The organism is Pseudomonas sp. I2 (assembly GCF_040984075.1).
Taxonomy (GTDB): domain Bacteria; phylum Pseudomonadota; class Gammaproteobacteria; order Pseudomonadales; family Pseudomonadaceae; genus Aquipseudomonas; species Aquipseudomonas guariconensis_B.
The window spans coordinates 12591-39286 of the sequence record NZ_JBCGFQ010000001.1 but is presented as its reverse complement, the minus strand read 5'-3'; the positions used below and the strand labels follow the sequence as shown (position 1 = coordinate 39286).

Annotated in this window: 23 protein-coding genes; 13 read left to right on the top strand and 10 right to left on the bottom strand. The window is 66.6% G+C overall.

Annotated elements, in window-relative coordinates:
* Nucleotides 1-5: 5 nt before the first annotated feature.
* Entirely contained in the window at nucleotides 6-926 is a 921-nt protein-coding gene (locus WCE05_RS00175; protein WP_368815239.1) for a DMT family transporter, read from the bottom strand.
* Between the two features lie 103 nt (nucleotides 927-1029).
* Between WCE05_RS00175 and WCE05_RS00170 the strand changes: the two genes are divergently transcribed.
* Complete coding sequence (locus WCE05_RS00170) at nucleotides 1030-1914, top strand: LysR substrate-binding domain-containing protein (protein WP_225789704.1); 885 nt, start codon at nucleotides 1030-1032, stop codon at nucleotides 1912-1914.
* A gap of 56 nt (nucleotides 1915-1970) precedes the next feature.
* On the opposite strand, the gene WCE05_RS00165 is transcribed toward WCE05_RS00170, so the two are convergent.
* Nucleotides 1971-3596: a methyl-accepting chemotaxis protein gene (locus WCE05_RS00165; RefSeq protein ID WP_253080331.1), complete on the bottom strand. Its 1626-nt coding sequence runs from the start codon at nucleotides 3594-3596 to the stop codon at nucleotides 1971-1973.
* 259 nt (nucleotides 3597-3855) lie between these two features.
* Nucleotides 3856-5058 (bottom strand): NAD(P)/FAD-dependent oxidoreductase, encoded by a 1203-nt coding sequence (locus WCE05_RS00160; protein WP_368815237.1) that lies wholly within the window; start codon nucleotides 5056-5058, stop codon nucleotides 3856-3858.
* Nucleotides 5059-5339: 281 nt separating this feature from the next.
* On the opposite strand from WCE05_RS00160, the gene WCE05_RS00155 reads away from it, so the two are divergent.
* On the top strand, nucleotides 5340-5882 hold the full coding sequence (locus WCE05_RS00155; RefSeq protein ID WP_225789701.1) for an Rrf2 family transcriptional regulator: 543 nt from the start codon (nucleotides 5340-5342) through the stop codon (nucleotides 5880-5882).
* Nucleotides 5883-5945: 63 nt separating this feature from the next.
* Here the strand turns inward: WCE05_RS00155 and WCE05_RS00150 are convergent, their stop codons facing one another.
* Nucleotides 5946-6863: an AraC family transcriptional regulator gene (locus WCE05_RS00150; protein WP_225789700.1), complete on the bottom strand. Its 918-nt coding sequence runs from the start codon at nucleotides 6861-6863 to the stop codon at nucleotides 5946-5948.
* 103 nt (nucleotides 6864-6966) lie between these two features.
* Here WCE05_RS00150 and WCE05_RS00145 point away from each other — a divergent pair, with 103 nt between their 5' ends.
* The 9 genes from WCE05_RS00145 to katG all read left to right on the top strand — a co-directional run bounded on the left by WCE05_RS00145 (nucleotide 6967) and on the right by katG (nucleotide 17908).
* Complete coding sequence (locus tag WCE05_RS00145) at nucleotides 6967-7527, top strand: carboxymuconolactone decarboxylase family protein (protein ID WP_225789699.1); 561 nt, start codon at nucleotides 6967-6969, stop codon at nucleotides 7525-7527.
* Between the two features lie 47 nt (nucleotides 7528-7574).
* Complete coding sequence (locus WCE05_RS00140) at nucleotides 7575-8639, top strand: acyl-CoA dehydrogenase (protein ID WP_368815236.1); 1065 nt, start codon at nucleotides 7575-7577, stop codon at nucleotides 8637-8639.
* Nucleotides 8636-9463 (top strand): ABC transporter ATP-binding protein, encoded by an 828-nt coding sequence (locus WCE05_RS00135; RefSeq protein WP_225789697.1) that lies wholly within the window; start codon nucleotides 8636-8638, stop codon nucleotides 9461-9463. The genes WCE05_RS00140 and WCE05_RS00135 overlap by 4 nt, the downstream gene beginning before the upstream one ends.
* Nucleotides 9450-10655, top strand: a complete 1206-nt coding sequence (locus tag WCE05_RS00130) for an ABC transporter substrate-binding protein (protein WP_368815235.1) — start codon at nucleotides 9450-9452, stop codon at nucleotides 10653-10655. The genes WCE05_RS00135 and WCE05_RS00130 overlap by 14 nt, the downstream gene beginning before the upstream one ends.
* A complete protein-coding gene (locus WCE05_RS00125) occupies nucleotides 10655-11410 on the top strand; it encodes an ABC transporter permease (protein WP_253080329.1) in 756 nt (251 codons plus the stop codon). The genes WCE05_RS00130 and WCE05_RS00125 overlap by 1 nt, the downstream gene beginning before the upstream one ends.
* 92 nt (nucleotides 11411-11502) lie before the next feature.
* Nucleotides 11503-12003: a GNAT family N-acetyltransferase gene (locus tag WCE05_RS00120; protein WP_368815234.1), complete on the top strand. Its 501-nt coding sequence runs from the start codon at nucleotides 11503-11505 to the stop codon at nucleotides 12001-12003.
* 163 nt (nucleotides 12004-12166) lie between these two features.
* Complete coding sequence (locus tag WCE05_RS00115) at nucleotides 12167-14260, top strand: EAL domain-containing protein (protein ID WP_368815233.1); 2094 nt, start codon at nucleotides 12167-12169, stop codon at nucleotides 14258-14260.
* Nucleotides 14261-14480: 220 nt separating this feature from the next.
* Nucleotides 14481-15356, top strand: a complete 876-nt coding sequence (locus WCE05_RS00110) for a DMT family transporter (protein WP_225789692.1) — start codon at nucleotides 14481-14483, stop codon at nucleotides 15354-15356.
* 308 nt (nucleotides 15357-15664) lie between these two features.
* Nucleotides 15665-17908, top strand: a complete 2244-nt coding sequence (gene katG / locus WCE05_RS00105) for a catalase/peroxidase HPI (RefSeq protein WP_368815232.1) — start codon at nucleotides 15665-15667, stop codon at nucleotides 17906-17908.
* 57 nt (nucleotides 17909-17965) lie between these two features.
* On the opposite strand, the gene WCE05_RS00100 is transcribed toward katG, so the two are convergent.
* A complete protein-coding gene (locus WCE05_RS00100) occupies nucleotides 17966-19141 on the bottom strand; it encodes a cupin-like domain-containing protein (RefSeq protein WP_253080328.1) in 1176 nt (391 codons plus the stop codon).
* Between the two features lie 192 nt (nucleotides 19142-19333).
* Between WCE05_RS00100 and WCE05_RS00095 the strand changes: the two genes are divergently transcribed.
* Together WCE05_RS00095 and WCE05_RS00090 are read left to right on the top strand one after the other, a co-directional pair.
* Entirely contained in the window at nucleotides 19334-20545 is a 1212-nt protein-coding gene (locus WCE05_RS00095) for a M24 family metallopeptidase (RefSeq protein WP_368815231.1), read from the top strand.
* A 259-nt stretch (nucleotides 20546-20804) separates the two neighbouring features.
* Nucleotides 20805-22124: an MFS transporter gene (locus tag WCE05_RS00090; RefSeq protein ID WP_225789688.1), complete on the top strand. Its 1320-nt coding sequence runs from the start codon at nucleotides 20805-20807 to the stop codon at nucleotides 22122-22124.
* 32 nt (nucleotides 22125-22156) lie between these two features.
* On the opposite strand, the gene WCE05_RS00085 is transcribed toward WCE05_RS00090, so the two are convergent.
* The 5 genes from WCE05_RS00085 to WCE05_RS00065 form a co-directional block, all read right to left on the bottom strand.
* A complete protein-coding gene (locus WCE05_RS00085; protein ID WP_368815230.1) occupies nucleotides 22157-23134 on the bottom strand; it encodes a GlxA family transcriptional regulator in 978 nt (325 codons plus the stop codon).
* A 163-nt stretch (nucleotides 23135-23297) separates the two neighbouring features.
* Nucleotides 23298-23795 (bottom strand): DoxX family protein, encoded by a 498-nt coding sequence (locus tag WCE05_RS00080; RefSeq protein ID WP_225789686.1) that lies wholly within the window; start codon nucleotides 23793-23795, stop codon nucleotides 23298-23300.
* A 16-nt stretch (nucleotides 23796-23811) separates the two neighbouring features.
* On the bottom strand, nucleotides 23812-24435 hold the full coding sequence (locus WCE05_RS00075; protein ID WP_368815228.1) for a ferric reductase-like transmembrane domain-containing protein: 624 nt from the start codon (nucleotides 24433-24435) through the stop codon (nucleotides 23812-23814).
* A 211-nt stretch (nucleotides 24436-24646) separates the two neighbouring features.
* Entirely contained in the window at nucleotides 24647-25933 is a 1287-nt protein-coding gene (locus tag WCE05_RS00070) for a HAMP domain-containing sensor histidine kinase (RefSeq protein WP_225789684.1), read from the bottom strand.
* Nucleotides 25930-26670 carry a response regulator gene (locus WCE05_RS00065; protein ID WP_225789683.1) on the bottom strand — a complete coding sequence of 247 codons (741 nt, stop codon included), beginning with the start codon at nucleotides 26668-26670 and terminating at the stop codon, nucleotides 25930-25932. Before WCE05_RS00065 ends, WCE05_RS00070 begins: the two co-directional genes overlap by 4 nt.
* Nucleotides 26671-26696: the final 26 nt, after the last annotated feature.

Sequence of the window (26696 nt, the reverse complement as noted above, 5' to 3'; positions counted from 1 at the left end):
GAGGCTCAACGCTTGGCCGGCTTCAACCGCGACACCCCGAACAGTACCAGCGCCAGCCCCGCGATCTGGTAGGCCGAGATCGACTCGCCGAGGATCGCCCACGACGCCAGCACCGTCAGCATCGGCCCCAGGTTGCCGACCGCCGCGGTCTGGGTCACGCCCATGCGCTGGATCGCCAGGGCTACCCAGTAGATCGGCAGCACGGTGGAGAACACCGCCATCATCGCCGCATGGGTCCATACCGCCGGCGGCAGTTGCCACAACTGGGCCGTGTCCGCCACCAGCAGGTAGTGCGCCAGCACCATCAGCGACGAGGCCGTGCCACACAGCCCGGCCAGGCGCATGGAGCCCATGCGCTTGAGCATCATGCCGGTGCCGGCGTAGTACAGGGCATAGGTCACCGCGCTGGCGAACACCCACAGCGCGCCGACGAGCACCTGCTGGCCGCCCCCCGACATGCCGAGGTCGTGGACGAAGGCGATGCCCAGGCCGAGGTAGCACAAGCCCATGGCCGACAGGGTGCGCAGGCTGGGCCGTTCACGCAGGGCGACGGCCTGGAACACCAGCACCAGGGTCGGGTAGGTGAACAGGATCAGCCGCTCCAGCCCGGCACTGATGTACTGCAGGCCATAGAAGTCGAACAGGCTGGCCAGGTAATAGCCGAACAGGCCGAGCAGCGCTACGCGCAGGCTATCCCCCAGCCCAATGGCAGCGCTGGACGAGCCACGGCTGAACCACACCAGCCAGACGAACAAGGGCAGCGCGATGCCCATGCGCATGGCCAGCAGGCTGATAGCGTCCACGGGGCCTGCCGCGTAGGCGAGTTTGACGAAGATGGCCTTGAAGCTGAAACCCAAGGCCGCGAGCACGGCATACAAGGCACCGTTGTGCAGTTGGCGTTGCAAGTGGGCGCGGATGGCGAGCATGGCGTGTCCGGGAAAGGGGAGTGGCGAGGCTTATTCTGGGCAGAAGGCGCTGGCGCTAGAATCGCTTTTTATCGAACATGGCGTTCTGATTTGGAGAAGCCCCATGCATTTCGACCTGCCTGACCTGCGCCTGCTCGCCGCCATCGCCGCCACCGGTAGCCTGAGCAAGGCGGCGGCGACCTTCCCGGTGGCGGTGTCGGCCGCCAGTACCCGCTTGCGGCTGTTCGAGGAACGTTGCGGCCTTGCCCTGTTCGTACGTCGGGTCGACGGCATGCAACTGACCCCGGCCGGCCGCCTGGTGCTCGAAGCCGCCCGCAGTGTGCTGGGCGAGGCGCAGAGGCTGCAGGACACCTTGCAGGAGCTGGCCGGCCAGCGGCGCATCACCTTGCACCTGGCCGCGTCCACCGTGACCAACAGCACCCTGCTGCCGGCGGTGCTTGGGCCGTTTCTGGCCGACTATCCGGAGGTGGACCTGCAACTGGTCGAGCACAAGAGCCTGGACGTGCTGCGCGTGGTGCTGGCCGGTGAGTGCGAGATCGGCGTGTACGACGGTAACCTGGCCAACGAGGGGCTGGTGTCGCTGCCGTTTCGTACCGAGCGCCTGGTCCTGCTGACGCCCGCCGACCACCCGTTGGCGTCCCGCGGGCAACTGCGGCTGGTCGATGCCCTAGGGTTTCCCTTCGTCTGCCTGCCGGCCGAGCGTGCCATGCAACGTTTCGTCGAGGAGCTGGCGATGAACCTGGCCATGCCCCTGAAGGTCCGGGTGCGTGCGCCGAGCTTCGAGGCCATCGCCCAACTGGTGGCCCAGCGCGCCGGCATCGCCATGTTGCCCGAGACGGCAGCCCTGCGTGCCGAGCAGGAGCTGCCGGTGCGCCGGCTGGCGCTGGAGGAGCGCTGGGCGACGCTGGAGTTGCGGGTGTGTTTTCGTGGTTGGGAGAGCCTCAGCTCCCATGGGCGTCAGTTGGTGGGGTTCCTGTCCGGGCAGTGAGCTGTCAGTGACTCCGCATCCGGGGCTGCAAAGCAGCCCCGCCTGCCTCAGGCGGCTCAGACCTTGAACTGCGCCACCATGCCATTCAACTCCACCGCCAGTCGCGACAGGTCCTGGGCCGCCGCGCTGGTCTGGTTGGCCCCGGCCGAGGTCTGCATGGCCAGGTCGCGGATGTTGACCAGGTTGCGGTCCACCTCGCGGGCCACCTGCGCCTGCTGCTCCGATGCGCTGGCGATCACCAGGTTGCGTTGATTGATCGAGGCGATGGCCTCGGCGATCACCTCCAGAGCCTGGCCGGCCGACTGGGCCACTTCCAGGGTGCCGGTGGCACGCCCCTGGCTGGTGTGCATGGCCGTGACCGCGCGCTCGGTGCCGGACTGGATCCCGACGATCATCTGCTCGATCTCGGCGGTGGACTGCTGGGTACGGTGGGCCAGGGCGCGTACTTCGTCGGCGACCACGGCGAAACCGCGTCCGGCCTCGCCGGCACGGGCCGCTTCGATGGCGGCATTGAGCGCCAGCAGGTTGGTCTGCCCGGCGATCGCGCCGATCACGTCGAGCACGCGGCTGATTTCGTTGGCGTTATTGGCCAGTTGCTCGATTTCCTCGGATGTGCCGGTGACATCGTTGACCAGGTGCTGGATCGAAGCCAGGGCCTGGTTGACCTGGTCGCGACCATCACGGGTGGTCTGATCGGCCCCTTTGGAGGCATCGGCGGTGTTCACCGCGTTGTTGGCCACTTCCTCGACGGCGGCGGTCATCTGGTTGACCGCCGTGGCCGCCTGGTCGATCTCCGCGCTTTGCTGGTGCAGACCGCGGCTGGTGTCTTCGGTGACTGTGTGCAGTTCTTCCGAGGCCGAGGCCAACTGGTCGGAGGAGGCGGCGATCTTGCGGATGGTCTCGCGCAGGCTCTGCTGCATGCGGGCCAGGGCACGCAGCAGCAGGGCCGGCTCGTCGCGGCCGTGGACCTGGATGTCGCGGGTCAGGTCGCCGGTGGCCACGCGCTCGGCCACGGCCACGGCGTCGGCCAGGGGGATGACGATGCTGCGGGTGAGCAGGGTGGCGAAGGCCGCCAAGGCCAGGATGATCACCACCAGGGAGGTGATGATCAGCGAGAAGGCCTGCTCGAACACACTGCTGCTGCGCCGGGAGGCCGTTTCAGCGCCGTCGGCGTTGTACTGGATCAGCGCATTGAGGGCCTGGAGCATGGTGTCGGCGTATTCGGCCAGGGGGCCGTTGATCAGGCGCCGGGCCTCGTCGAGACGGTCGGTGGCGACCGCGTCGCGGATCGACTTCTGCAACCGGTGGTAACGCTCGCTCAGCTTCATGAAGGTGTCGAACAGGGCGCGATCGTCATCGGCGATGATGGTGCGTTCGTAGGCGTTCAGGTCGCTTTCCAACTGCTGGTTGACCTGGACGATCGAGGCCAGTGTCGCCTGCCTGGCGCTGGGCTGTTCCTCCAGCACGCTGCGCAGGGTCAGCGCCCGCGCCCGGCCGAGGTTGTTGCTGACATCGCCCAGCGCGATGACCGCCGGCATCCAGGTCACGCGGATCTCGTCGGTGGCACGGTCCATCTGGCGGGTTTCGTAGAGTGCGAACAACCCCATGGCCAGGACCAACAGGCCCAGTAGGGTGAATACGGCGGCGGCCCGTATGCCGATCTTCATGTTCCGGAGTTGCATTGAATGCTCCTTGGCGTTGGCAGCCCCAAGAGCGCTAGACGGCACAGGAGGGTGATCAGGCTCTCGACGGGCTGCAAATGTGGGTTAAGTCCCTAGAGTTGATGGTGTTTTTGCTGAATGATGCCATATAGCCACTATTGATTGAACAGGTATCCAATAAAATTGTATACAGACAATAGACAGAAGGCCGCCTCCCGCCCCCTCGCGGCATCGAGCCGCAGGGGAGACGCGAAGCGGCCCCGGTGACGATCGGGTCTGTCTACACGATCGGAATCAGTGGATCGGCTGCCGCCAGGGCCTGGGCGCGATCGGCGGCCGGCGGGTAGATCCACACCGAGTTGATCTGGCGCTTGAGGGCCTTGCCCTCCTGGCCCTGCAGCTTGAGCTCACGCTCCCAGCCCTCGCTGAACGCCGCGCCCCAGTCGCCCAGGTCGAGGCAGGTCACGTACTTGGGCTGGCGATACACCACCGGTGCCACGCCCAGCAGGTCGGCCGCCACGTTGTTGCCGCTGTGACGGCCCATGGGAATGGCGTGCTGGCAGGTCATCAGGGCATGGTTGCCTCGCTCGTCCACCGCGGCCCAGGCCACGTCGCCGGTGGCATAGATGTGCGGCTGGCCGATCACTTTGAGGTGCTCGTCGACGCGCAGGCGGCCCAGGGCATCGCGTTCGCCCGGCACTTGGGCGGTCAGCGGGCTGGCCTTGACGCCCACGGTCCAGATCACGGTCTTGCTGGCGATGTAGTCGCCGTTGTCCAGCGTCACGCCGCCGGCGTCGATGCCCATCACCGAGGTACCTGCCAGCCACTCCACGCCGGCCTGCTCGCAGGCTGCGACGATCGCCGGGGTGATGCCCGCGCCCAGCGCTGCGCCGATGCTGGCGCCCCGGTCGACGACGATCACCCGTGGTGCTGCGTCGTTACCGAGGATGGCGCGCAGGCGGGCGGGCAGCTCGGTGGCGGTCTCGATGCCAGTGAAGCCGCCGCCGCAGACCACCACGGTATTGCGGGCAGGGGAGGCGGGCAGCGCGGCCAGGTCGACCAGATGCCGTTCCAGGCGCATGGCCGACTCCATCTGGTCGACGTCGAAGGCATGCTCGGCCAGGCCCGGCACGGCCGGGCGTGCCACCTGGCTGCCGGCGGCCAGGACCAGGCGGTCGTAGCCGATCCGCTGACGCTGGCCGTGACTGTCGGTGTAGCCGACGCTGCGGCCGTCCACGTCGATGGTGTCGGCATGGCCCTGGATGAAGGTCACGCCCACCGCCTCGAACAGGGCGCCCAACGGTGCCTTCATGCCGTGTACGTCGCTTTCGTAGAAGCGCGGGCGGATGCGCAGCTCAGGCTGGGGCGCGAGCACGCTGACCGTGACGTCGCCGCGCTGGGCCTGGTCGAGCAGGCGTGCGGCGCTCAGGGCGCTCCAGACACCGGCGAAGCCGGCACCGATGATCAGGATGTGTGGGTTCATGAGGGTGCTCCGCTGGATTGCATGGGGGGTGAAAGGTGTACGGCGTGGATTCGTGTACCTGCCGAATAACTACGACTGTATTGATCGTAGTTTGTGACGGCAAGTCTTTTTTTTTCGCCGAAGGTCTTCCTGCATGCCCCGCTGGCCCCTTCGATAATGCTGTATTTCCTGGCTTACAGGGCTGTATCGTGAGCCGAGAAAGACGACGGATGGCGCCAAGGCACTTTGCTCGCCGGCAGGAGAAGGCGTAGTATTTACGACAAAATTAGTCGGAGATTGACATGTCGCTATACAGTGCCGGCGTCGAATACGGCCTCCATTGCCTGCTGTTCCTGGTGGACGAGCGTGGCGATACCCGCGAGTCCAGCGTGCGCGACCTGGCCGAGTTGCAGGGGGTGCCCCAGGAGTACCTGGCCAAGGTCTTCACCAAGCTGGCGCGCGCGGGGTTGGTGGCCGCCACCGAAGGCGTGCGCGGGGGCTTTCGTCTGGCGCGGCCGTCCGACGAGATCACCGTGCTCGACATCGTCACCGCCATCGATGGGCCGAAGAAGATCTTCGACTGCCGCGAAATCCGCGAGCGCTGCACGCTGTTCGAAGGCGCGGCGCCAGGTTGGGCGACCGAGGGTACCTGCGCCATCCATGCCGTGATGCTGGGGGCGCAGAAGCGGATGGAAGAGGCGCTCGCGCAGCAGACCATCCTCGACCTGGCCCGGCGTTTCGGGCGCAAGGCCCCGACGGAGTTCGGAGTGAAGGTCAATGAGTGGATGAGTGAGCGGCGGGAAGGCAAGGGGAGCGGGGGGGAGATCGCGGTTACCCAGGTGTAAGGGTAATGGCAGTACCGGCCCTGTGGGGTTGCCTCGAGGTCAGTCAAGCGGCCCCAGATGTCTTCAGCCCGCCCGGGCCTCATGCCGCTTGCGGTACGCTCCCGGCTGCACCCCCACCGCCTTGGCGAACGCCCGGGTAAACGCCGCCACCGACTGATACCCCACCTGCGCCCCCACCTGCTCCACGGTATTCCCCGCCTTGAGCAACTGGCAGGCATGGCGCATGCGCAAGGCCAGCAGCACCCGGCCGGGCGACTGCCCCGCCAGCTCGTTGAAGCGCTTGAAGAACGCTGAACGCGACAACCCCGTGCAGGCCGCCATGCTTTCCAGGTGCCAGGCCTGACCGGGCTGCGCGATCAACTGCTCCAGCAACGCCGCGAAGGCCGGTTGGCGGGCGAGGGCGACCAACCCACCCAAGGATCGCCCGGCGTGTACCTGCTGGCGCAATACATACAGGAACAACAGGTGGGTCAAGCGCTCCAGCAGCGCCTGCGACGGCGTGGGCGTGCGCCGGCACTCCTCGAGGATCAGCTCGAACAGCGAGCGTGCGGCATGCCCCGCAGGCTCTGCGGCGCGCAACAGGATCCAGTCGGCCAAGCCTTCGACGATCAGCGACGACAACCCCGAGCGAAAATGAAAAAAGCCGCAGACCAGGCCAACGCCGTCGCCGGCTTCGCTGTCCAGTGGCTGCATCGTCTGGCGTGGTTGGGCACAGGCGCTGGCCGGGTCTTCGTCGCCAGACAGCCGATAGGCCAGGTCGCGCAGCAGGAACACCGCATCGCCGCTTTCCAGCCGTATGGGCCCGGGTTGCCCGTCGATGTGCAGCCAGCAGTGCCCCTGCACCACCAGGTGGAAGCTCGCCCGACCCATGCCTTGGGTGCTGGCGTGCCAGCCGCCGCAGTAGCGGCCGACATGGAACAGGCTGGCATCGAGCTCCAGGCTCTCTAATAACCAATCGACAGGATGGCAGGATGAAATCATCTAATGCAAAGACTCAGGAGCAAGGAAAGGCGACTGATGAATATGGAGGGTAATTCTTATAACCAACAGACTGTACGCACCCCCCACCAAAGGAGACCACGCCATGTCCTCGCGCATTACTCTACACACTCTGCAGAGCGCCCCGGAAGCTGCGCGTCCGTTCCTCGAGAACGCCCTGAAGAACTCCGGCTTCATCCCCAACCTGTTGGGTATCCTGGCCAACGCCCCTGCGGCGCTGGAAACCTACGTCACCGTCTCGGCGCTCAACGGCAAGTCGCAGCTGTCCTTGGCCGAGCGCGAGGTGGTACAGCTGATCGCCGCCACCCACCACGGGTGCGACTTCTGCGTGGCCGGCCACACCGCCGTGGCCCTGAACAAGGCCAAGCTGCCTCAGGACGTGGTCGACGCCCTGCGTGCCCGTGGCGAGCTGCCCGATGCCAGGTACGAGGCCCTGGCCGAATTCGCCCGCGAAGTGATCGCCACCCGTGGCAATGTCGGCGAGGCCACCTACGCGGCGTTTCGCGGGGCCGGCTACAGCGAGGGCAACGCCCTGGAAGTGATTCTCGGGGTGAGCCTCGCAACCCTGTGCAACTTTGCTAATGTGTTCGCGCAGACGCCGCTCAACGACGAACTCGGCAAATACCGCTGGCAGCCGTCGGCGTGAGCCGCGCGCGGTGCCGTTCGGGCCGCGTTTCGTAAAGGAGAAGGGACATGCTTGATTCCGCATTTCGACAATGGCTGGACGCCAATGCCGAGGCTATCGACCTGGGCCAGTGCGACCCGCACCTGGTCCTGGGGCATATCGCCGAGTCGCAGCTGCTGCGCGTGGGCATCGACCCCGCCTTGGGCGGTTCGGGCGGCCAGATCACCGACGCGGTGGAAGCCATCGCCGCCATCGCCAGCCGTTCGCTGGCGGCGGCCTTCGTCTGCTGGGGCCAGCGCGCGTTCATCGAATACCTGCTGCAAAGCCCTAACCTGGCCCTGCGCGAACGCCTGCTGGCGGACCTGCTCAAGGGCGAGCTGGCTGGCGCTACCGGGTTGTCCAATGCCATGAAGTACCTGTCTGGCATCGAGGCCCTGCAGGTGCGAGCCCGCCCCCAAGCCGCCGGCTGGACGCTGGAAGGCCGCCTGCACTGGGTGACCAACCTGCGCAAGAGCGGTTTCGTGGTTGCCGCGGCGGTCGAAGAGGATGCCGGTGCTGCGCCGTTCGTCCTGGCGATCCCGTCCACTCAGGTGGGCGTGGAGCGCTCCGAGGACCTGCGATTGATGGGGCTGCAATCGAGCAACACCGCCGCGCTGGCCTTCCACCAGGTCGAGCTGGGCCGTGACTGGCTGCTGCACGAGAACGCCCGCGAGTTCCTGCCCAAGGTGCGGCCGGCCTTCCTGGCGTTGCAGTGCGGCATGGCCATCGGCCTGGCCCGACGTGCCCTGGAAGAGGTGAGTGGGCATCTGCAAGGGCGCGGTTCGTTCCTCGAAGAAGCCCGCCAGGTGCTGGCCAAGCGCCTGGAGAATACCGTGGATGCACTCAAGCAGGGCCTGTTCGATGGCCGCTTCGTCAGCCAGCCGGCGGCGCTGTTCAAGTTGCGCATCATCCTGGCCGAAAGCGCTGCCGATGCCGTGCAGCTGGAGCTGCAGGCCAGCGGCGGCAAGGCCTACCTGGACGCCTATGGCGCCGGCTTCGCCCGCCGCTGGCGCGAGTCGGCGTTCGTGCCGATCGTCACCCCGAGCCTGGTGCAACTGCGTGCCGAACTGCAACGCCAGGCGGCCGCGGCATGAGCCAGGCAGTGCTCGAAGCCCGTGACATCTGCCTGGGCTACCCGCGTGAAGGTGGCTGGCAAGCGGTGCTGGAACAGTTCGACCTGAGCCTGGCGCCGGGCGAGGTGGTGAGCATCCTCGGCCCTAGCGGGGTCGGCAAGTCCAGCCTGTTGCGCGTACTGGCAGGCCTGCAGCAGCCCCAGGGTGGCCGCGTGGCCCTGCACGGCGAGCCCTTGCTGGGCCCGCACCCGCGCCTGGCGGTGGCCTTCCAGGACCCGAGCCTGCTGCCCTGGTTGAGCCTGGAGAAGAACGTCGCCTTCGGCCTGGACTTCGCGCGCCAGCCAAAGCTGGCGGCGGCCGAGCAGCGCGCGCGCATCGACCATGCCATCGAGGCGGTAGGCCTGGCCCATGCGCGCAACCAGTACCCGGCGCAACTGTCTGGCGGCATGGCCCAGCGCACCGCCCTGGCACGCTGCCTGGCGCGCCAGCCGCAGGTGCTGCTGCTCGACGAACCCTTCGGTGCCCTCGACGAGGTGACCCGCGCCGACATGCAGCAATTGCTCCTGCAACTGATCGCCACCCACGGGACGGCGGCGGTGCTGATCACCCACGATATCGACGAAGCCCTACTGTTGTCCGACCGGGTCCTGCTACTGGGCAACCACCCGGCGCACACCCTTGGCCAATGGCACATCGACCTGCCGCAACCGCGTGGGCAGTGGGTCGAGGAACTGGGCGCGCTGCGTATCGAGATCCTCAAGACCCTTCGGCGGGCAAGCCGCATCAGCGAACCTTCTTCTTCCCCCTTGCCATTGCCGTCGGAGGCTGCCCATGTGCATGGATGACTGCTGTTCCTCTACTTCCCGCCGCGATTTCATCAAGCTCGGCGCCATGCTCAGTGCCGCCGGGGCGCTGCCATTGCTGACGAGCCTGCAGGCGCGCGCCGCCGCCGAGCCGGACGCGCCGGTGCGCATCGGCTACCTGCCGATCACCGACGCCACGCCGTTGCTGGTGGCGCACAACAATGGCCTGTTCGAGGCCGAGGGCATCAAGGCCGAGCGCCCGGTGCTGCTGCGTAGCTGGGCGCAGGTGATCGAGGCGTTCATCTCCGGCCAGGTCAACGTCATCCACCTGCTGTCGCCGATGACGGTCTGGGCGCGCTATGGCAGCAAGGTGCCGGCCAAGGTGGTGGCCTGGAACCACGTCGGTGGTTCGGGGTTGACCGTGGCGCCGGACATTACCGACGTGAAACAGTTGGGCGGCAAGACCGTGGCCATTCCGTTCTGGTACTCGATCCACAACGTGGTGCTGCAGCAGATGTTGCGCGACCACGGCCTCACGCCGGTGTCGAAGCCGGCCAGCGCGCAGTTGGCGGGCAGTGAAGTCAACCTGCTGGTGCTGCCGCCGTCGGACATGCCGCCGGCCCTGGCCAGCAAGCGCATCGCTGGCTATATCGTCGCCGAGCCGTTCAATGCCCTGGCCGAGGACCTCAAGGTCGGCCGTGTGCAGCGCTTCACCGGCGACGTCTGGCGCAACCATGCCTGCTGCGTGGTGTTCATGCACGAGCACGACCTGACCAATCGCTCCGAGTGGTCGCAGAAGGTGGTCAATGCCATCGTCAAGGCCCAGCTGTGGACCCGCGACCACCGCGCCGAGGCGGCCGCGTTGCTGTCCAAGGCCGGCCCCAACAAGTACACCCCGCACACCCCGCAGGTGCTCGGCAAGGTGCTGGCGCCTGCCGCCGAGGACCGTGCCGGCTATATCGCCAGCGGTGCGATCCGCCACCAGCAGTGGGATGAGAGGCGCATCGATTTCCAGCCCTATCCGTTCCCCAGCTACACCGAGGAACTGGTCAAGCGCCTGAAGCACACGCTGATCGAGGGCGACAGCAGCTTCCTGGCCGGCCTGGACCCGACCCTGACCGCCCGCGACCTGGTGGACGACCGCTTCGTGCGCAACGCCATCGCCGCGGCGGGCGGCCTGTCGGCCTTCGGCCAGCCCGAGGGGTTCGAGCGTAGCGAGGAGTTTTCGGTCTGATGCGCAAGCACGTCGTACAAGGTGCCCTGGGCCTGGCTGGCCTGGCGGCCCTGCTGTTGCTGTGGTGGGCGGGGGTCGGCGTGTTCGGCGAGGCCGATGGCCTGTCGGCGCGCTTCTCGCCCGAGGCGACCCTGGCCAGCCTGGTCGAGCTGCTCGGTCAGGGTGAGGTCTACGGGCATGTCTGGGTGAGCCTCAAGCGCATCCTGGTCGGCTTGCTGCTGGCGCTGCTGATCGGCGTGCCCCTGGGGCTGCTGGTGGGCAGCTACCGGCACCTGGAGGCGGCGACCACGCCAGCGTTCCAGTTCCTGCGGATGATCTCGCCGCTGTCGTGGATGCCTGTGGTGGTCATGCTGATGGGCGTGGGCGACCAGCCGATCTACTTCCTCCTGGCCTTCGCCGCGCTGTGGCCGATCCTGCTCAACACCGCCGCTGGCGTACGCCAGCTCGACCCGCGTTGGTTGCAGCTCTCGCGCAGCCTCAGCGCCACGCGCTGGGAAACCCTGTGCAAGGTGATAATCCCGGGGGTGATCGGTCATGTGCTGACCGGCGTGCGCCTGGCCATCGGCATTCTGTGGATCGTGCTGGTGCCGTGCGAGATGCTCGGGGTCAGTGCGGGGCTGGGCTACTTCATCCTCGATACTCGTGACCGGCTGGCCTATTCGGAGCTGATGGCCATGGTGCTGTTGATCGGTGTGTTGGGGTTCATGCTCGATGCCTTGGCCCGGGGCCTGCATCGTCGCTGGGTGCATGCCTGAATCTGGGCTGCAAAGCAGCCCCAGGATGAGAATCCTGGGCACCCGCAGGGCATGCGGGCGTAAAATACCCCTTTGCCCACCCCGAGCCCTTCATGCCTGCCTCCATCGAACTGCTCCAGACCCACCCCGACCAGGCCGAGCTGATCCGCAACCTCTACCAGTTCTATGCCTACGAGTCCTCCGACTGGGAACAGGAGGACGTCGAGGCCGATGGCCGCTTCTACATCCACGACGAACACCTGCAGCGCTACTGGCAGTCGCCCGGCTGGAGCGCCAGCCTGGTGCTGGTGGACGGCTTCATCGCTGGCTTCGTGCTGATCGAGCGCAGTGAGCTGCCAGGCCTGGAGGCCAGCGAACTGGCCGACCTGTTCATCCTGAAAAAATATCGCCGCCAGGGCATCGGCCAGACTGTGGCGCAGTCGCTGCTGGGCAGCGGGGAGGGCGACTGGTTGCTGCGCTGCTATCGCCAGGACCCGGTGGCCGTGGCGTTCTGCAAGGCCGTGCTGGCCGGCTTGCCACGCGCATCGAGGGCGATCGCGCTGGAAGACGAGCCCGATCTGTTGAATTTCCTGGTGAGCGCCTCGCGTCATTGACGGCGCCGGTCAGGGTTCGGGTGGTGCCGCAGCGACGGATTTATGTGAACTGCTTCACAAAAAAATCCGACAAGCGGCATAATGCCAGCACGTCATCATCCAGGCCCGGCCCTGTCGGGCTGGCGATCCGTTTCCGTGCGTGCCGCAGGTTCAGGTAAAGCCTATGTCGCTAGTCGCAAGTCCCGACATCATGTACCGGTTGTTGATCCAGAGCGTAGCGGACTACGCCATCTGCCTGTTGACCCCCGAGGGGGTGGTGGCCAACTGGAACCCGGGGGCGCAGCGGGCCAAGGGCTACGAGGCGCAGGAAATCATCGGGCGGCACTATTCGCTGTTCTACCCGCAGGCCGAGCGCGACGCCGGGGTGCCCGAGCAGAACCTCGACCAGGCGCGCCGTACCGGTCGCTTCGAGGCCACTGGCTGGCGCCTGCGCAAGGATGGTTCGGCCTTCCAGGCCCATGTGGTGATCGACGCGGTGCACGACGACGATGGGCGCCTGGTGGGGTTCGCCAAGACCACCCGTGACATCTCCGAGCGCCGCCGCTACGAGGAGGCGTTGGTCCAGGCCAAGGAACTGGCCGAGCGATGCAGCCAGGAGACCGGCACCCTGTCGCGCTTCCTCGATTCGGTGATCGCCAACATTCCCGCCAGCGTCATCGCCCAGGACCTCGACAGCCAGCGCATCCTGCTGGCCAACCAGCAGGCCGAGCGCCTGTTCGGCGGACAGCAGACGAGCATGGTCGGCCTTCGCCCCGACGAATGCCTGACACCGGCCATCGCTCAGTACCTGGAGCAGCAACTGGCCCGCGGTGCGCGCAGCACCAAGGGGTACGCCGCCGAGACCCGCGTCGACACCGCTTGCGGCCTGCGGATCCTGCGTAGCCGCGCGCTGCTCAGCCAGAACCGCGAAGGCCAGGCCGACTATGTGCTGTTCATCGCCGAGGACGCCACCGAAGAGCTGGCCGCCCATGCCCAGATCCACCACATGGCCCATCATGATGCCCTGACCGGGCTGCCCAACCGTGTCCTCTTCCACGAGCGGCTCAAGCAAGCCTTGGTGCGTGGCGACGACAGCGGCAAGCTGACCGCAGCGCTGTGCCTGGACCTGGACAACTTCAAGAACATCAACGACTCCCTCGGCCATGCCTTCGGCGACAAGCTGCTGCGTGCCCTGGGCAAGCGCCTGCGCCGTGAGCTGCGTGAGCACGACACCCTGGCACGGCTGGGGGGCGACGAATTCGCCGTGGTCCTGGTCGGGCTGGAGAGCCGCGAGTCCGCCTGCAGCACTGCCCAGCGCCTGATCGATGCGGTCTGCCCACCGTTCCACATCGAGGGCCACCAGTTCTCGGTCGGCGTGAGCATCGGCATCGCCATCGCCCCGGACGATCACGAACAGGCCGAACAGTTGCTCGGCTATGCCGACATGGCCTTGTACGAGGCCAAGCGCAATGGCCGCAACCGCTACGAATGCTTCCAGGTCGAGCTGGATGTCGCCGCGCGTCAGCGTCGCCTGGTGGAAACCGACCTGCGCACCGCCCTGCACATGGGGCAGTTGCAGCTGCACTACCAACCCGTGGTGGACCAGCAGAGCCGTAGCGTCACCGGCTACGAGGCGCTGCTGCGCTGGGAGCACCCGACCCGGGGCATGGTCATGCCCATGGACTTCATCCCCATCGCCGAGGAAACCGGGCTGATCCACGAGATCGGTGCCCGCGCCCTGAACCTGGCGTGCCAGGAGGCGGCCACCTGGGACAGCGAGCAGACCGTGTCGGTGAACCTGTCGCCGGTGCAGTTCAAGAGCGCCAACCTGGTGCACAGCGTGGCCCTGGCCTTGGCTGACTCGGGCCTGGCGCCCCATCGGCTGGAGCTGGAGATCACCGAGTCGGTGCTGCTGGGCAACAGCGAGGAGAACGTGCGTACCTTGCGTGCGCTCAAGGACCTGGGGGTGTCGATTTCCTTGGACGATTTCGGCACGGGCTATTCGTCGCTCGGCTACCTGCGTTCGTTCCCCTTCGACCGGATCAAGATCGACAAGTCGTTCGTCCATGACATGTGCGAGAGCCGCGAGGCCATGTCGATCATCCGCGCCATCACCGAGCTGTCCAACAGCCTGATGATCAAGACCACCGCCGAGGGCGTGGAGTCGCGGGAACAGATGGCGCGCCTGGCCGCCGAAGGCTGCTCGCATTTCCAAGGCTACCTGTATGGTCGACCGGCACCGGCGAGCCAGCGGTTGAAGAGTGTCGTGGCTATGTAGTCAGCCGCCGCCATTGGGGGCGCGAAGCGGCCCCAACATTTGCCAAACCCCCAGAATCTGGTCGATCAGCGAACGGAAACCGCTCCCGGACCAGGCCCCACGGCCTGGCGGGTTTCTCATCCCGCTCCATCTCTTCTAGAATCCGTCCCATGCCCCAGGCCCGCACAGGCCAGGGCGCCTCCCAGGCGCAGCATCGGGCCGCGCCGTCGTCGAGAACACCATGAGTTCCAGCACACCGTTGTCCGGGGTCAACCATCCGCTACGTGGCATCGCCCTGGTGGTGATGGCGACCTTCCTGTTCGCCAGCCATGATGCCCTGTCCAAGTTCCTGGGGGGCCTGTACCCGATCATCATGGTGGTCTGGGCGCGCTACCTGGTGCATACCTTGCTGATGGCCGGCATCTTCCTGCCCAAGGCCGGCCTGCGCGTGCTGCGTACCCGTCGGCCAATGCTGCAGACCCTGCGTGCCCTGAGCCTGCTGAGCACCAGCCTGCTGTTCACCGCTGGCCTGCAGTACCTGCCGCTGGCCGAGGCGACGGCGGTCAACTTCCTCGCCCCGGTGCTGGTCACGGCCCTGTCAGCGCCGCTGCTCAAGGAGCGGGTCAGCCTGGGGCAGTGGGTGGCGGTGGTGATGGGCTTCATCGGTGTGCTGGTGGTGGTGCACCCGGGCGGGGCGATGTTCACCCCGGCGATCCTGTTCCCCTTCGGCTCGGCCCTGGGTTTTTGCTTCTACCAGTTGCTCACGCGCAAGCTGGCCGCCCATGACAGCCCGACCACCAGCAACTTCTACGCCGGCCTGTGCAACACCCTGGTGATGACGGCGCTGGTGCCGTTCTTCTGGCAACTGCCGCAGTGGGAGCATGCGCTGCTGATGCTGGCCCTGGGCGGATGCGGCATGACCGCGCACTTGCTGCTCACCCAGGCCTTCCGTCATGCCGCGCCGGCGCTGCTGGCGCCGTTCAGCTATTGCCAGATCGTCTTCGCCGGGCTGCTGGGCCTGCTGATCTTCAGCCAGATGCCGGACAACACCAGCCTGGTGGGCATCGCCATCATCTGCCTCAGCGGCCTGGGCGCCGCCTGGATGCACCGCAAGTAGCGTCGCTCACGCCCTGGGGGGGCTGCGCAGTGCCGCTTCGGGGCGCTGACAGAGTGACGCTATCGCCACTGAATACTGGCTCTATTAGACCTCTGCGCAAGCTCGACTAGTCTTTCCCCTGGCCCCGCGAAAAACGCGCAGGCGGCGTGCCCGTACCTGCCGTCCAACGCCCGCCAGCGCTTCGCAAGCCCGTGTCGGCGCGAGACCGACCAGACCTGATGAGGGGTAGGCATGAGCCACCGTGCTCGGCTGATCGAATACCTGGCATAGACCGGAAATCTGGATAACCGACCCAAAGGTAAACGCAGATGGCGAACGAATCGAAATGCCCGTTCCATCAAACCGCAGGTGACGGCCCCACCCTCCAAGACTGGTGGCCTGACTACCTGAATCTCAGGATCCTTCACCAGCATTCGTCCAAGTCCGACCCGATGGAGCCGGATTTCGACTATGCCAAGGCGTTCAAGAGCCTCGACTTCCAGGCTCTCAAGCAAGACCTGCACGCCTTGATGACCGACTCCCAGGACTGGTGGCCGGCCGACTTCGGCCACTATGGCCCACTGTTCATCCGTATGGCCTGGCACAGCGCCGGTACCTATCGCATCGGTGACGGCCGTGGCGGTGCGGGTTCTGGCCAGCAGCGCTTCGCCCCGCTCAACAGCTGGCCGGACAACGTCAGCCTCGACAAGGCTCGGCGTTTGCTCTGGCCGATCAAGCAAAAGTACGGCCGCAATATCTCTTGGGCCGACCTGATCGTCCTCACCGGCAACGTCGCCCTCGAGTCCATGGGCTTCAAGACCTTTGGCTTCTCCGGCGGGCGTGTCGATGCCTGGGAGCCGGACGAAGATGTCTACTGGGGCTCGGAAACGACCTGGCTCGGCGGTGACGTGCGCTACGCCAGCAGCGGCGAAGGCCCACTGGTAGCCCAGCCACAACTGCACGGCAGCGAGGAGAGCCGCAACGAGGCACCTGGGCGCAACCTGGAAAACCCCCTGGCCGCCGTGCAGATGGGCCTGATCTACGTCAACCCGGAAGGCCCGGACGGCACCCCCGACCCGGTGGCCTCGGGCAAGGACATCCGCGAGACCTTCGGCCGCATGGCCATGAACGACGAGGAAACCGTGGCGCTGATCGCCGGTGGGCACGCCTTCGGCAAGACCCATGGCGCCGCCTCGGCCGAGAACGTCGGCCCTGAGCCTGAGGCTGCGGGCCTGGAGATGCAGGGCCTGGGCTGGCACAACAAGTACGGTACCGGCAAAGGCGCCGATACCATCACCAGCGGCCTGGAGGTGATCTGGACGTCCACCCCGACCCGCTGGAGCAACGAGTACCTGGAGAACCTGTTCAAGTTCGACTGGGAACTGACCAAGAGCCCGGCCGGTGCCCACCAGTGGCGGCCGAAGAATGGCGAAGGGGCCGGGCAGATCCCCGATGCCCACGACCCGAGCAAGCGCCATGCCCCGGCCATGCTGACCTCCGACCTGGCCCTGCGTTTCGACCCGATCTACGAGCCGATCGCCCGCCGCTTCAAGGACAACCCGGACCAGCTGGCCGACGCCTTCGCCCGCGCCTGGTACAAGTTGATCCACCGTGACATGGGCCCGTTGTCGCGCTACCTGGGCCCGGAAATGCCCCAGGAAGAGCTGCTCTGGCAGGACCCGATCCCGCCGGTCGACCACCCGCTGGTGGGCGAGCAGGACATCGCCGAGCTCAAGACCAAGGTGCTGGCCTCGGGCCTGAGCGTGTCGGAACTGGTGGCCACGGCCTGGGCCGCGGCGTCCACCTTCCGCGGTTCGGACAAGCGCGGTGGCGTCAATGGCGCGCGCCTGCGCCTGGCGCCGCAACGCTTCTGGGCGGCCAACCAGCCCGAACAGTTGGACAAGGTGCTCAAAGTGCTGGAGAAGATCCAGGCTGACTTCAATGCCACGGGCAAGAAGGTCTCCCTGGCCGACCTGATCGTCCTGGCCGGCAACGCAGCGGTGGAAAAGGCCGCCAAGGATGCCGGGCACGATGTCCGCGTCCCGTTCAGGCCAGGGCGCATGGACGCCTCCCAGGAGCAGACCGACGTCGAGTCGTTCAGCGTGCTGGAGCCGTTGGCCGATGGGTTCCGCAACTTCTCCAAGGCCCGCTACAGCGTCAAGGCCGAGCGGCTGCTGGTGGACAAGGCCCAACTGCTGACCCTCACCGCGCCGCAGATGACCGTGCTGGTCGGTGGCCTGCGGGTGCTGGGGGCCAATACCGGCGGCAGCAAGCATGGCGTGTTCACCGACCGGCCGGGCGTGCTCAGCAACGACTTCTTCACCAACCTGCTGGACATGGGCGTGGAGTGGAAACCGACCTCCGAGGACAACGAGACCTTCGAAGGCCGCGACCGCAAGACCGGCCAGGTGAAGTGGACCGGTACCCGCGTCGACTTGGTGTTCGGCTCCCATGCCCAGCTGCGGGCCCTGTGCGAGGTGTATGGCAGCGGTGACGGCAAGGACAAGTTCGTCAAAGACTTCGTCGCGGCCTGGAACAAGGTCATGGAGCTGGATCGGTTCGACCTGGCGTAATCGTTGTCATGGGGGCGCTTCGCGCCCCCAAGCCGTTAGTCGCTGCCGACAGGCACATCAAGCCGGCAGATGGCCGGCCTGCACCTCGGGCAGGGGCGAGCGCTGCCAGCCGCGCCCGGAATCCACCCAGAAATTCACCGACAACGAGGTGGAGCGCGACTCCACCTGGTGGAACCACCCTTCCGGCAGGAACAGCAGGTCGCCAGCCTGCAGGATCACCTCGATGAAATGCACTGCTCTGCACCCTGGGAAGCGCGCGAAGTCCGGCGCTCTGGGGTCGACGTCGCAGCCTTCCAGGCCGCCGTTGGGCGAGGTCGCCCAGCAGCCCAGGGCATCGCGGTGATGGGGCGCGGCGAGGATGAAGGACTTCTCCCCCCACACCTGGGCGAACAGGTTGTCGCTGTCGTCCCGGTGCAGCGGGGTCAGGGTGCCTTTCGGACCGATCCAGATGCGCGGCGGGATGAACTGGTCGGGCTCGAAGTAGGCGGGGTAGCGGATATGTTCGAGCAACTGCGTGGGCAAGATGTTGTTGCCCATGTAGGCCGGCGGTTGGCCGTCGCGGGTCGCGGGTGCCGGCGCGTCCAGGCTGGCGATGAACTCGGCCATGGAGGTGGAGCGGAAGTCGCGCTCGGTGGAGAAGGTCTTCTTCACGTAGTCGCCATGGCGCGTGATGCCCTGCAGGTTGGCGAACAGCTCCAGCGAGGCCTGGCGGCCGATGCTGAACAACGGCCAGTCGTGCAGGGCGTCGCTGATCACCACAGGGATGCCATGGCGCATGTAGCGTTCGCGGAACTCCTCCACCGACAGGCCGCTGCGTGGCCGGCGTTGTATGGCGAGCAGGGGCGCCTGGCTTGCCGAGAGCCGGTCGCTGGCGCGTGGCCGCGCCGGGTAGCGTCGATTGGCCTCGACCGCAGGAGCACGGGTACCGCGTAGCGCCGTGTGAATCGCCTGGGGCAGCAGCGTGGCCAGCCCCAGGTTGCCCCCGATCTTCAGCCGGCCGTTGGCGAACAGCTCCTCGACATTGGCCTTGCCGGCCATGATGTTCATGAAGTCGCCGCTGGCCACCTCGATGGTCACATCCGCCGCCGGGTGTCGGCCCTGGCCGCTGCCCCCTTGGCCGCCGGCCTTGAACCAGAGCGCGGTATGGCCGTCGAAGACGAACTGGAAGAGGCCCTTGAGGCCGACGCTGTCGGCGCTGGCAAACAGTTTGCCCAGAATGGTCTGCAGGTCCACGGCACGCTCTCTCGTTGGTTGTTCTGAACAGAAGACGAGGCGTGCGTAGGGAAATTTATCCGTCAGCGCCGCTGGCCATTTCGCCAATTCCAGGTCGGATAGGTACAAAAGCTCCCTTGGGCGTTCTGCTGCAATGCATCTCAGGCGACCGGCCTGAAACAGCGTGCTCACAACGACAAGGAATACCCGACCATGCAAATGCCCAAGACCCTGAACATCCGCAATGGCCAGAAGGTCCAGCCGACCTTTTCCGAGCAGGAATATGCCGCCCGCCAGGCCAGGCTGCGTGCCTACATGGCCGAGCAGGACATCGAGGCGGCGATCTTCACCTCGTACCACAACGTCAACTACTACAGCGACTTCCTCTACTGTTCCTTCGGTCGGCCCTACGCGCTGGTGGTGACCCAGGACAAGGTGGTGTCGATCAGTGCCAACATCGACGGCGGCCAGCCCTGGCGGCGCACGGTCGGCACCGACAACATCGTCTACACCGACTGGCAGCGCGACAACTTCTTCGTCGCCATCCAGCAGGCCCTGCCGCTGGCCTCGCGCATCGGCGTGGAGTTCGACCATCTCAACCTGCAGAACCACGGCAAGCTCGCCGCCTGCTATCCCAAGGCCGAACTGGTGGACATCGCTGCACCCTGCATGCGCATGCGCATGATCAAGTCGCGCGAGGAGCAGGCGCTGATCCGTCATGGCGCACGCATCGCCGACATCGGTGGTGCGGCGGTGGTGGAGGCGCTGCGCGACCAGGTGCCCGAGTACGAAGTGGCGCTGCACGCCACCCAGGCGATGGTCCGCGAGATCGCCCGCAGCTTCCCCGAGGCCGAACTGATGGATACCTGGACCTGGTTCCAGTCCGGGATCAACACCGATGGCGCGCACAACCCGGTCACCAGCCGCCGGGTGAACAAGGGCGATATCCTCAGCCTCAACTGTTTCCCGATGATCGCTGGCTACTACACCGCCCTGGAGCGCACGCTGTTCCTCGACTACTGCCCGGATGAGCACCTGCGCCTGTGGCAGGCCAATGTCGAGGTTCACGAGGCGGGCCTGAAACTGGTCAAGCCCGGCATGCGTTGCTGCGACATCGCCCGTGAGCTGAACGAGATCTTCCTGCGCCACGACCTGCTGCAGTACCGCACCTTCGGCTACGGCCACTCCTTCGGCACCCTTAGCCACTACTACGGCCGCGAGGCAGGCCTGGAGCTGCGCGAGGACATCGATACGGTGCTGGAACCGGGCATGGTGGTGTCGATCGAGCCGATGATCATGCTGCCAGAGGGGCGGCCGGGCGCGGGTGGCTATCGTGAGCACGACATCCTGATCGTCAACGAGAGCGGCGCCGAGAACATCACCCAGTTCCCCTACGGCCCGGAGCACAACATCATCCGCAAGTGATCGCGTTGCCCCTTGGCGGGCCGGTCGGTTGCCGACCGGCCCGCCAAGGGCGCGGTACTGGCGCCAGCGGCGCTTGCGGCCAGGAGGTGGGCCGCGTTCTTCCAAGAAAAAACACCTCCAGTGTGACCGTTAGACCCTGCCACCAACTACAAGAACAGAGGGTACCCGTCATGTCCCAGCGTCACGATTGCTGTGTCTCGAGCCGTATTTCGCACGCCGTCCGCGGAGGTGCGCGATGAGTCTCCCTGGCACTACCACCATGAGCACACCAGATCTCGGCGTCCAGGCCCGTGATGCCGAACGCCAGGCCTTGCGCAAGGCCGCGCGGGCCAGCTTCATGGGTAACTTCGTCGAGTGGTTCGACTACGCCGCCTACGGTTACCTGGCCACCATCATCGCCGTCACCTTCTTCCCCGAGGCGGACAAGACCACCGGCCTGCTGGCCACCTTCGCGGTATTCGCCCTGTCGTTCATCGTGCGCCCCCTGGGCGGTGTCGTATGGGGGCATTTCGGCGACCGGCATGGTCGGCGCAACGCATTGTCCTGGTCGATCCTGATCATGTCGGTGTCGACCTTCTGTATCGGTATCCTGCCGGGGCATGCGCAGATCGGCTTGTGGGCACCGTGCCTGCTGTTGCTGATCCGCCTGGTGCAGGGCTTCTCCGCCTCGGGCGAGTACGCCGGTGCCGCGGCCTTCCTCGCCGAGTACGCACCGCCCGGCCGGCGAGGTTTCTATACCAGCATCGTGCCCGCCAGCACGGCGGCCGGCCTGCTGTTCGGCGCGGCCTTCGTTGCCACCCTGCACGCGCTGCTCAGCACCGAGGACCTGCACAGCTGGGGCTGGCGCCTGCCATTCCTGCTGGCCGCGCCATTCGGCCTGGTGGGCCGCTACATCCGCATGAGCCTGCAGGACACGCCGAAGTTCCTGGAGATGGAGCAGCGTCTGGAAAGCAAGGCCTGCGCGACGCCATCACCGATCCGCGAACTGCTGACCCAGCACTGGCGTGCCGTGCTCATCGGCATCGGCGTGACCTGCCTGAACGCGGTGGCCTTCTACCTGCTGCTGAGCTACATGCCCACCTACCTGTCCAACGAGATGGGCATGAGCGAGCGGGATTCGTTCATCGCCTCGACGGTGTCGCTGGCCACCTACATCGGCCTGATCTTCCTCATGGGCCGGCTGTCCGACCACTTTGGCCGCAAGGCCATGCTGGTGGTCGCCTCGCTGCTGTTCCTGGGCCTGACCGTGCCGCTGTTCAGCCTGCTCGACCACCAGCCGCTGTTGGTGATCCTGGCGATCCAGATCCTCTTCGGCGCGATGCTGGCGATGAACGACGGCACCTTGCCGTGCCTGCTGGCCGAGATCTTCCCGACCCGGGTGCGCTTCAGTGGCTTCGCCCTGAGCTTCAACATCGCCAATGCGTTGTTCGGGGGGACCGCGCCGTTCATCGCTACCTGGCTGATCCAGCTCACGGGCAACAAGCTGGCGCCGGCCGGGTACCTGCTGGCGGCGGCCGCGGTGGCCCTGGTGGCGATGCTGGCCTGTCGGGAGACGGCGCACCGGGCGTTGAAGGACTGAAACCTGGGGATGAAGGGCAAGCCTCATACCCTTCAATGCAACGAAGCCTGCCGCCGCTCACCCAGCGGCGACAGGCCGAAGAAGCGGCTGTAGCTCTTGGAGAAATGCGCAGGCGAGGTGAAGCCGCAGGCCAGGGCGATCTCGCGAACCTGCGCATCGCTGCGCAGCAGCAGCTCCCGGGCCCGTGACAGGCGCAGCTCCAGGTAGTACTGGCTGGGCGTGCGCTGCAGGTACTTGTGGAACAGCCGCTCCAACTGGCGCACGGTCACGTCGTTGAGGCTGGCCAGCTCCTCCAGGCCCAGCGGCTCCTCCAGGTTGGCCTCCATGATCGCCACCACCTGGCTGAGCTTGGGCTGGGCCGTACCCAGGAGGGTACGCAGGGGTACCCGCTGGCGCTCGCGCTCGCCACGTACACGATCGCACAGCAGCAGTTCGGCGGCCTTGGCGGCGATGGCCAGGCCGTCATCTTGGCGCGCCACCAACTGCAGCATCATGTCCATGGCGGCCACGCCACCGGAGCAGGTGTAGCGGTCGCGGTCCAGCTCGAACAGCTGGTTGGAGATGATGATGCCGGGAAAGCGCTCCTTCAGCGCCTCGATGTCTTCCCAATGGATGGTGCAACGGTAGCCCTTGAGCAGGTCGGCCCGCGCCAGCAGATGGCTGCCGGTGCAGATGCCGCCCAGCGGCACGCGCTGGCGCGCCAGTTGGCGCAGCCAGTCGATCAGTGGCCGGGTGCTGCGGTCGTAGCTGATCGGGTTGGCGCCCACCACGAACAGGGCGTCGAGCGCCGGGGCATCGGCGATGCCGTGGTCGGGCAGGATGCGCATGCCGTTGCTGGCGGTGACCGGGTCGGGGGTGGCGGCGATGAGCACACTGCGAAACAGGGTGCGCCGGGCGGCCAGGTTGGCCATGCGCAGGGTCTCCACCGCCGAGGCCAGGCCGATGGTAGTGAAGTTGGGCAGCACCAGGAAACCGTAGGTCCTGGGGGCGGTTGGGGAGGGCTGGAGCATGTCCGATCTTCCTGTGCAGGCTGAGGTATCGTTCGTCAGGGCAGAGAAAATCGAGCCTCGAGGTGTTTGTTGTCGTGGGCCGTGGCGGCCTGATAGTACACCTGTATGGCAGGCGCCGGAATGCACCGCTGAGCGGGTGCAGCCATGCCCGGGAAGAGCAGCGCTACAGCGCTGCGCCCCGGCGCCTGGCCCACAGCCAGTGGTCCAGGCTCAGGCGACCGGCACCCTTGAGCAGCAGCGGCAGCAAGGCCACCAGGTAGATCAGCGGCAGCTTGAAGTTGCCGTGGCCCTGGTCGGTGATCGCATAGCCTTGCGCCAGCTCTGCCAGGCTCGACCAGTGTGCCGGCCAGTGCACGGCGGCGATCGCCACCAGGGTCACCACCATCAGTACCGCCGAGGCCAGGCGGGTGCCCAGGCCGAGCAACAGCAGCAGCGGGCAGAGCAGCTCGGCCCACAACGACAGTTGCCAGTTCAGGTCTGGCGGCAACAGGTCGAAGGGGAAGGGAAAGCTCGCTTGCAGGTCGGCGAACCAGTTGCTGCCGTTGAATTTTTCCCAGCCGGATTCGAAGAACTCCCAGGCCAGGAACAGCCGTAGCGGCAGGTCGGCGCTCCATTGGCCGAAACGCTCGAGGGTGGCGAAGGTGCGGGTCAGGGTGGTCATGGTGGGCATCTCGCAATCAGCAGGAAGGGACGGCTACAGCGCGACGCTTGCGCTGGGCCAGCTTGGCGGTGAACTTGAGGGCGATGGCGGCGAACATCAGGGCGAAGGCCAGCGGGTACCCGCCGCCCATGGGGATGCGCTTGTAGAACGACAGGCAGAACACTGCCGCCAGGGCCCAGCTGCCGGTGCTGTGCAGGGCCTTCCACGGGCCGGCGCCGAGCAGGCGTATGGGGGCCCTGAACGAGGTCAGGGTCAGCAGCAGGAGGAACAGGTAGCCGACCGTGCCCGGCAGGCTGGAGGTGACCGTGCGACCTGCCCAGAACAGTTCGGGGTACTGCCGGGCATAGAGGTAGATGAGTACGGCGTGCACGCTGTGCGAGAAGGCGAAGGCCAGCCCCAGGTAGCGCCGCTCACGCAGCAGGCGTCGGCTGCTGGTCCCGGGCAGCAGGGTGACCAGCGACGAGGCGAGGAAGGCCAGCAGGAACAGCGCGAAGGAGCTGCGCGCCGTGGCGCGGATGGCGCTGCGCAGGCCGTCCGAGCCCAGTGGGTGGGCGGCCAGTACCACGGCGGTCATCAGCAGGGTTAGGCCGGCCAGGGCGGCGAACAGCCTCCAACCGGAGGGTAGGGCGGAAGGTTTCATGCGTGAGGCTCCCAGGGTGTCCGGCGACGGCGGGGGCTGTCGCCTTGATGTGTCCGGGAGTGTGCGGGGGCGGGGTATCCGCAGTGTGTCGGTGGGCTGGGGGTTGTGTATCGTTGTGTAGAGGTTGGTGCCTAGGTGGCCGTGCATTGGGGCTGCAAAGCAGCCCCAGGTGCTGTAGCGGTGGCTTTGCTCGCGAAGGGGAAGGTCGCTTTCACCTCAACTCGACCTGGGCACAGAGCCCGCCACCTGCCCGGTTGCTCAGGGTCAGTTGCCCGCCCATGGCCTGGGTCAGTTGCTGGGCGATGGCCAGCCCCAGGCCGGTACCGCCGGTACTGCGGTTGCGCGAACCCTCGACCCGGTAGAACGGCTTGAGCACCTCGTCCAGCTCGTCGGCGGGAATACCGGGTCCGTCGTCGAGTACGCATATCCGCGTGACACCATCTCGATGGCTGACCTCCAGCTGCGCCGCCCCGGCGAACTTCAGGGCATTGTCCACCAGGTTCACCAGCACCCTGCGCAAGGCATGGGGGCGGGTATGCAGGGTGACATCGGTACTGCCGAGGCGCTCGACCTGCGCGCCGCTGTCCTGGTAGTCGAACACCAGGCTGTCGAGCAAGGCATCGAGGTTGACCCGGCAGGGCGCCTCGGTACTGCTGTCCATGCTGCGGGCATAGGCCACGCCTTCGCGCACCAGATGCTCCATGGCCGTCAGGTCGCTCCACAGCTTGTCCTTCTCCAGGCCGTCGTCCATCACCTCGACCCGCAGCTTCATCCGCGTGATCGGCGTCTGCAGGTCGTGGGAGATGGCCGCCAGCAGTTGCATGCGCTCCTTGAGGTAGGCGCTGATACGCGCCTGCAGGGCATTGAAGGCCACGGCGGCGTAGCGCACCTCGCGAGGGCCGCTTTCGTCCAGCTGTGGGCCTGGCCGGTCCGGGTCGAGGTCGTCCACCGCCCTGGCCAGGCGGGTCAGCGGGCGGATCGCCAGGCGTACCGCTAGCCAGGTGCAGAGCAACAGCAGCACCAGTTGAACCAGCAGCACCACCGGCAACCACGACGCCAATGGCACGCCCGCCGGGGTGACGTCGATGGTCAGCGGCGCGCCGTCGGCCAGGCGCAGGTGTACCTGGAAATGCGCATGCGGGCCGGGAATCTCCTGGAAGGTCAGGGCATAGTCCTGGCCGATCGCCTTGACGATCGACTCGGCAGCCATGGGGGGCGCCTCGCTGGGCATGGCTTGGCCGGCTTCGCCCTGGTCCAGCCGGTAGCGGTAGCTGTGGCGCGCCAGGCGCGGCAGCCAGGTGGCGCGCTCGGCAGCCGGCAAGCGGTCGAGGATGGCCACCGAGGTGGCCACGTCCAGTTCCAGGTTGCTCAGCATCATCGAGCGGCTGCTGATGTAGCGCTCGTAGAACTGCAGGCTGAACGACAGCCCGTAGGCCAGTACCAGCCCGGTGAGGAAGATCAGGGCCAGGCGCGAGGCCAGGGTACGTGGCCACCTCATGACGGCGACTCGAGCAACTGCACCGGTAGGGAGAACACGTAGCCCTCGCTGCGCACGGTCTTGATGCAGGTCGGCTCGCGGGCATCGTCGCCCAGGCGCTGGCGCAGGCGGCTGACCAGCAGGTCGATGGAGCGGTCGAAGATGTCCGCCTCGCGGCCCTGGGTCAGGTTGAGCAGTTGCTCGCGGCTGAGTACCCGCTGCGGATGGTCGAGAAACACCCGCAACAGGCGGTATTCGGCGCCGCTCAGGGCTACCAGCGTGCCTTGGGTGTCGAGCAGGTGGCGGGCGGTGGTGTCCAGGCGCCAGTGGCCGAAGCCGATCAGTCGGCTGCTTTCGCTGATGGTCAGGTTGGGCGGCAGCATCCGCGTGCGGCGCAGCACGGCGTTGATCCGCGCCAGCAGCTCGCGGGCGGAGAACGGCTTGGTCAGGTAGTCGTCGGCGCCCATCTCCAGGCCGATGATGCGGTCGGTTTCGTCGTTGCGGGCGGTGAGCATCAGCACCGGCGTATTGCGATGCTTGCCGGCGCGCAGTTCGCGGCACAGCAGCAGGCCGTCGTCGCCGGGCATCATGATGTCGAGGACGATCAGGTCGACGCTGTTGGCCTCGAGGAACGTACGCATCTGCCGGCCATCGGCGACGATGCTGGTGCGCAGGCCGTTCTTCTTCAGGTAGTTGCCGACCAACTCGCGGATTTCCCGGTCGTCGTCGACGATCAGGATGTGATCGACGTGTTCCATCGGAGGGTTCCTGTCTGGGTGGGATG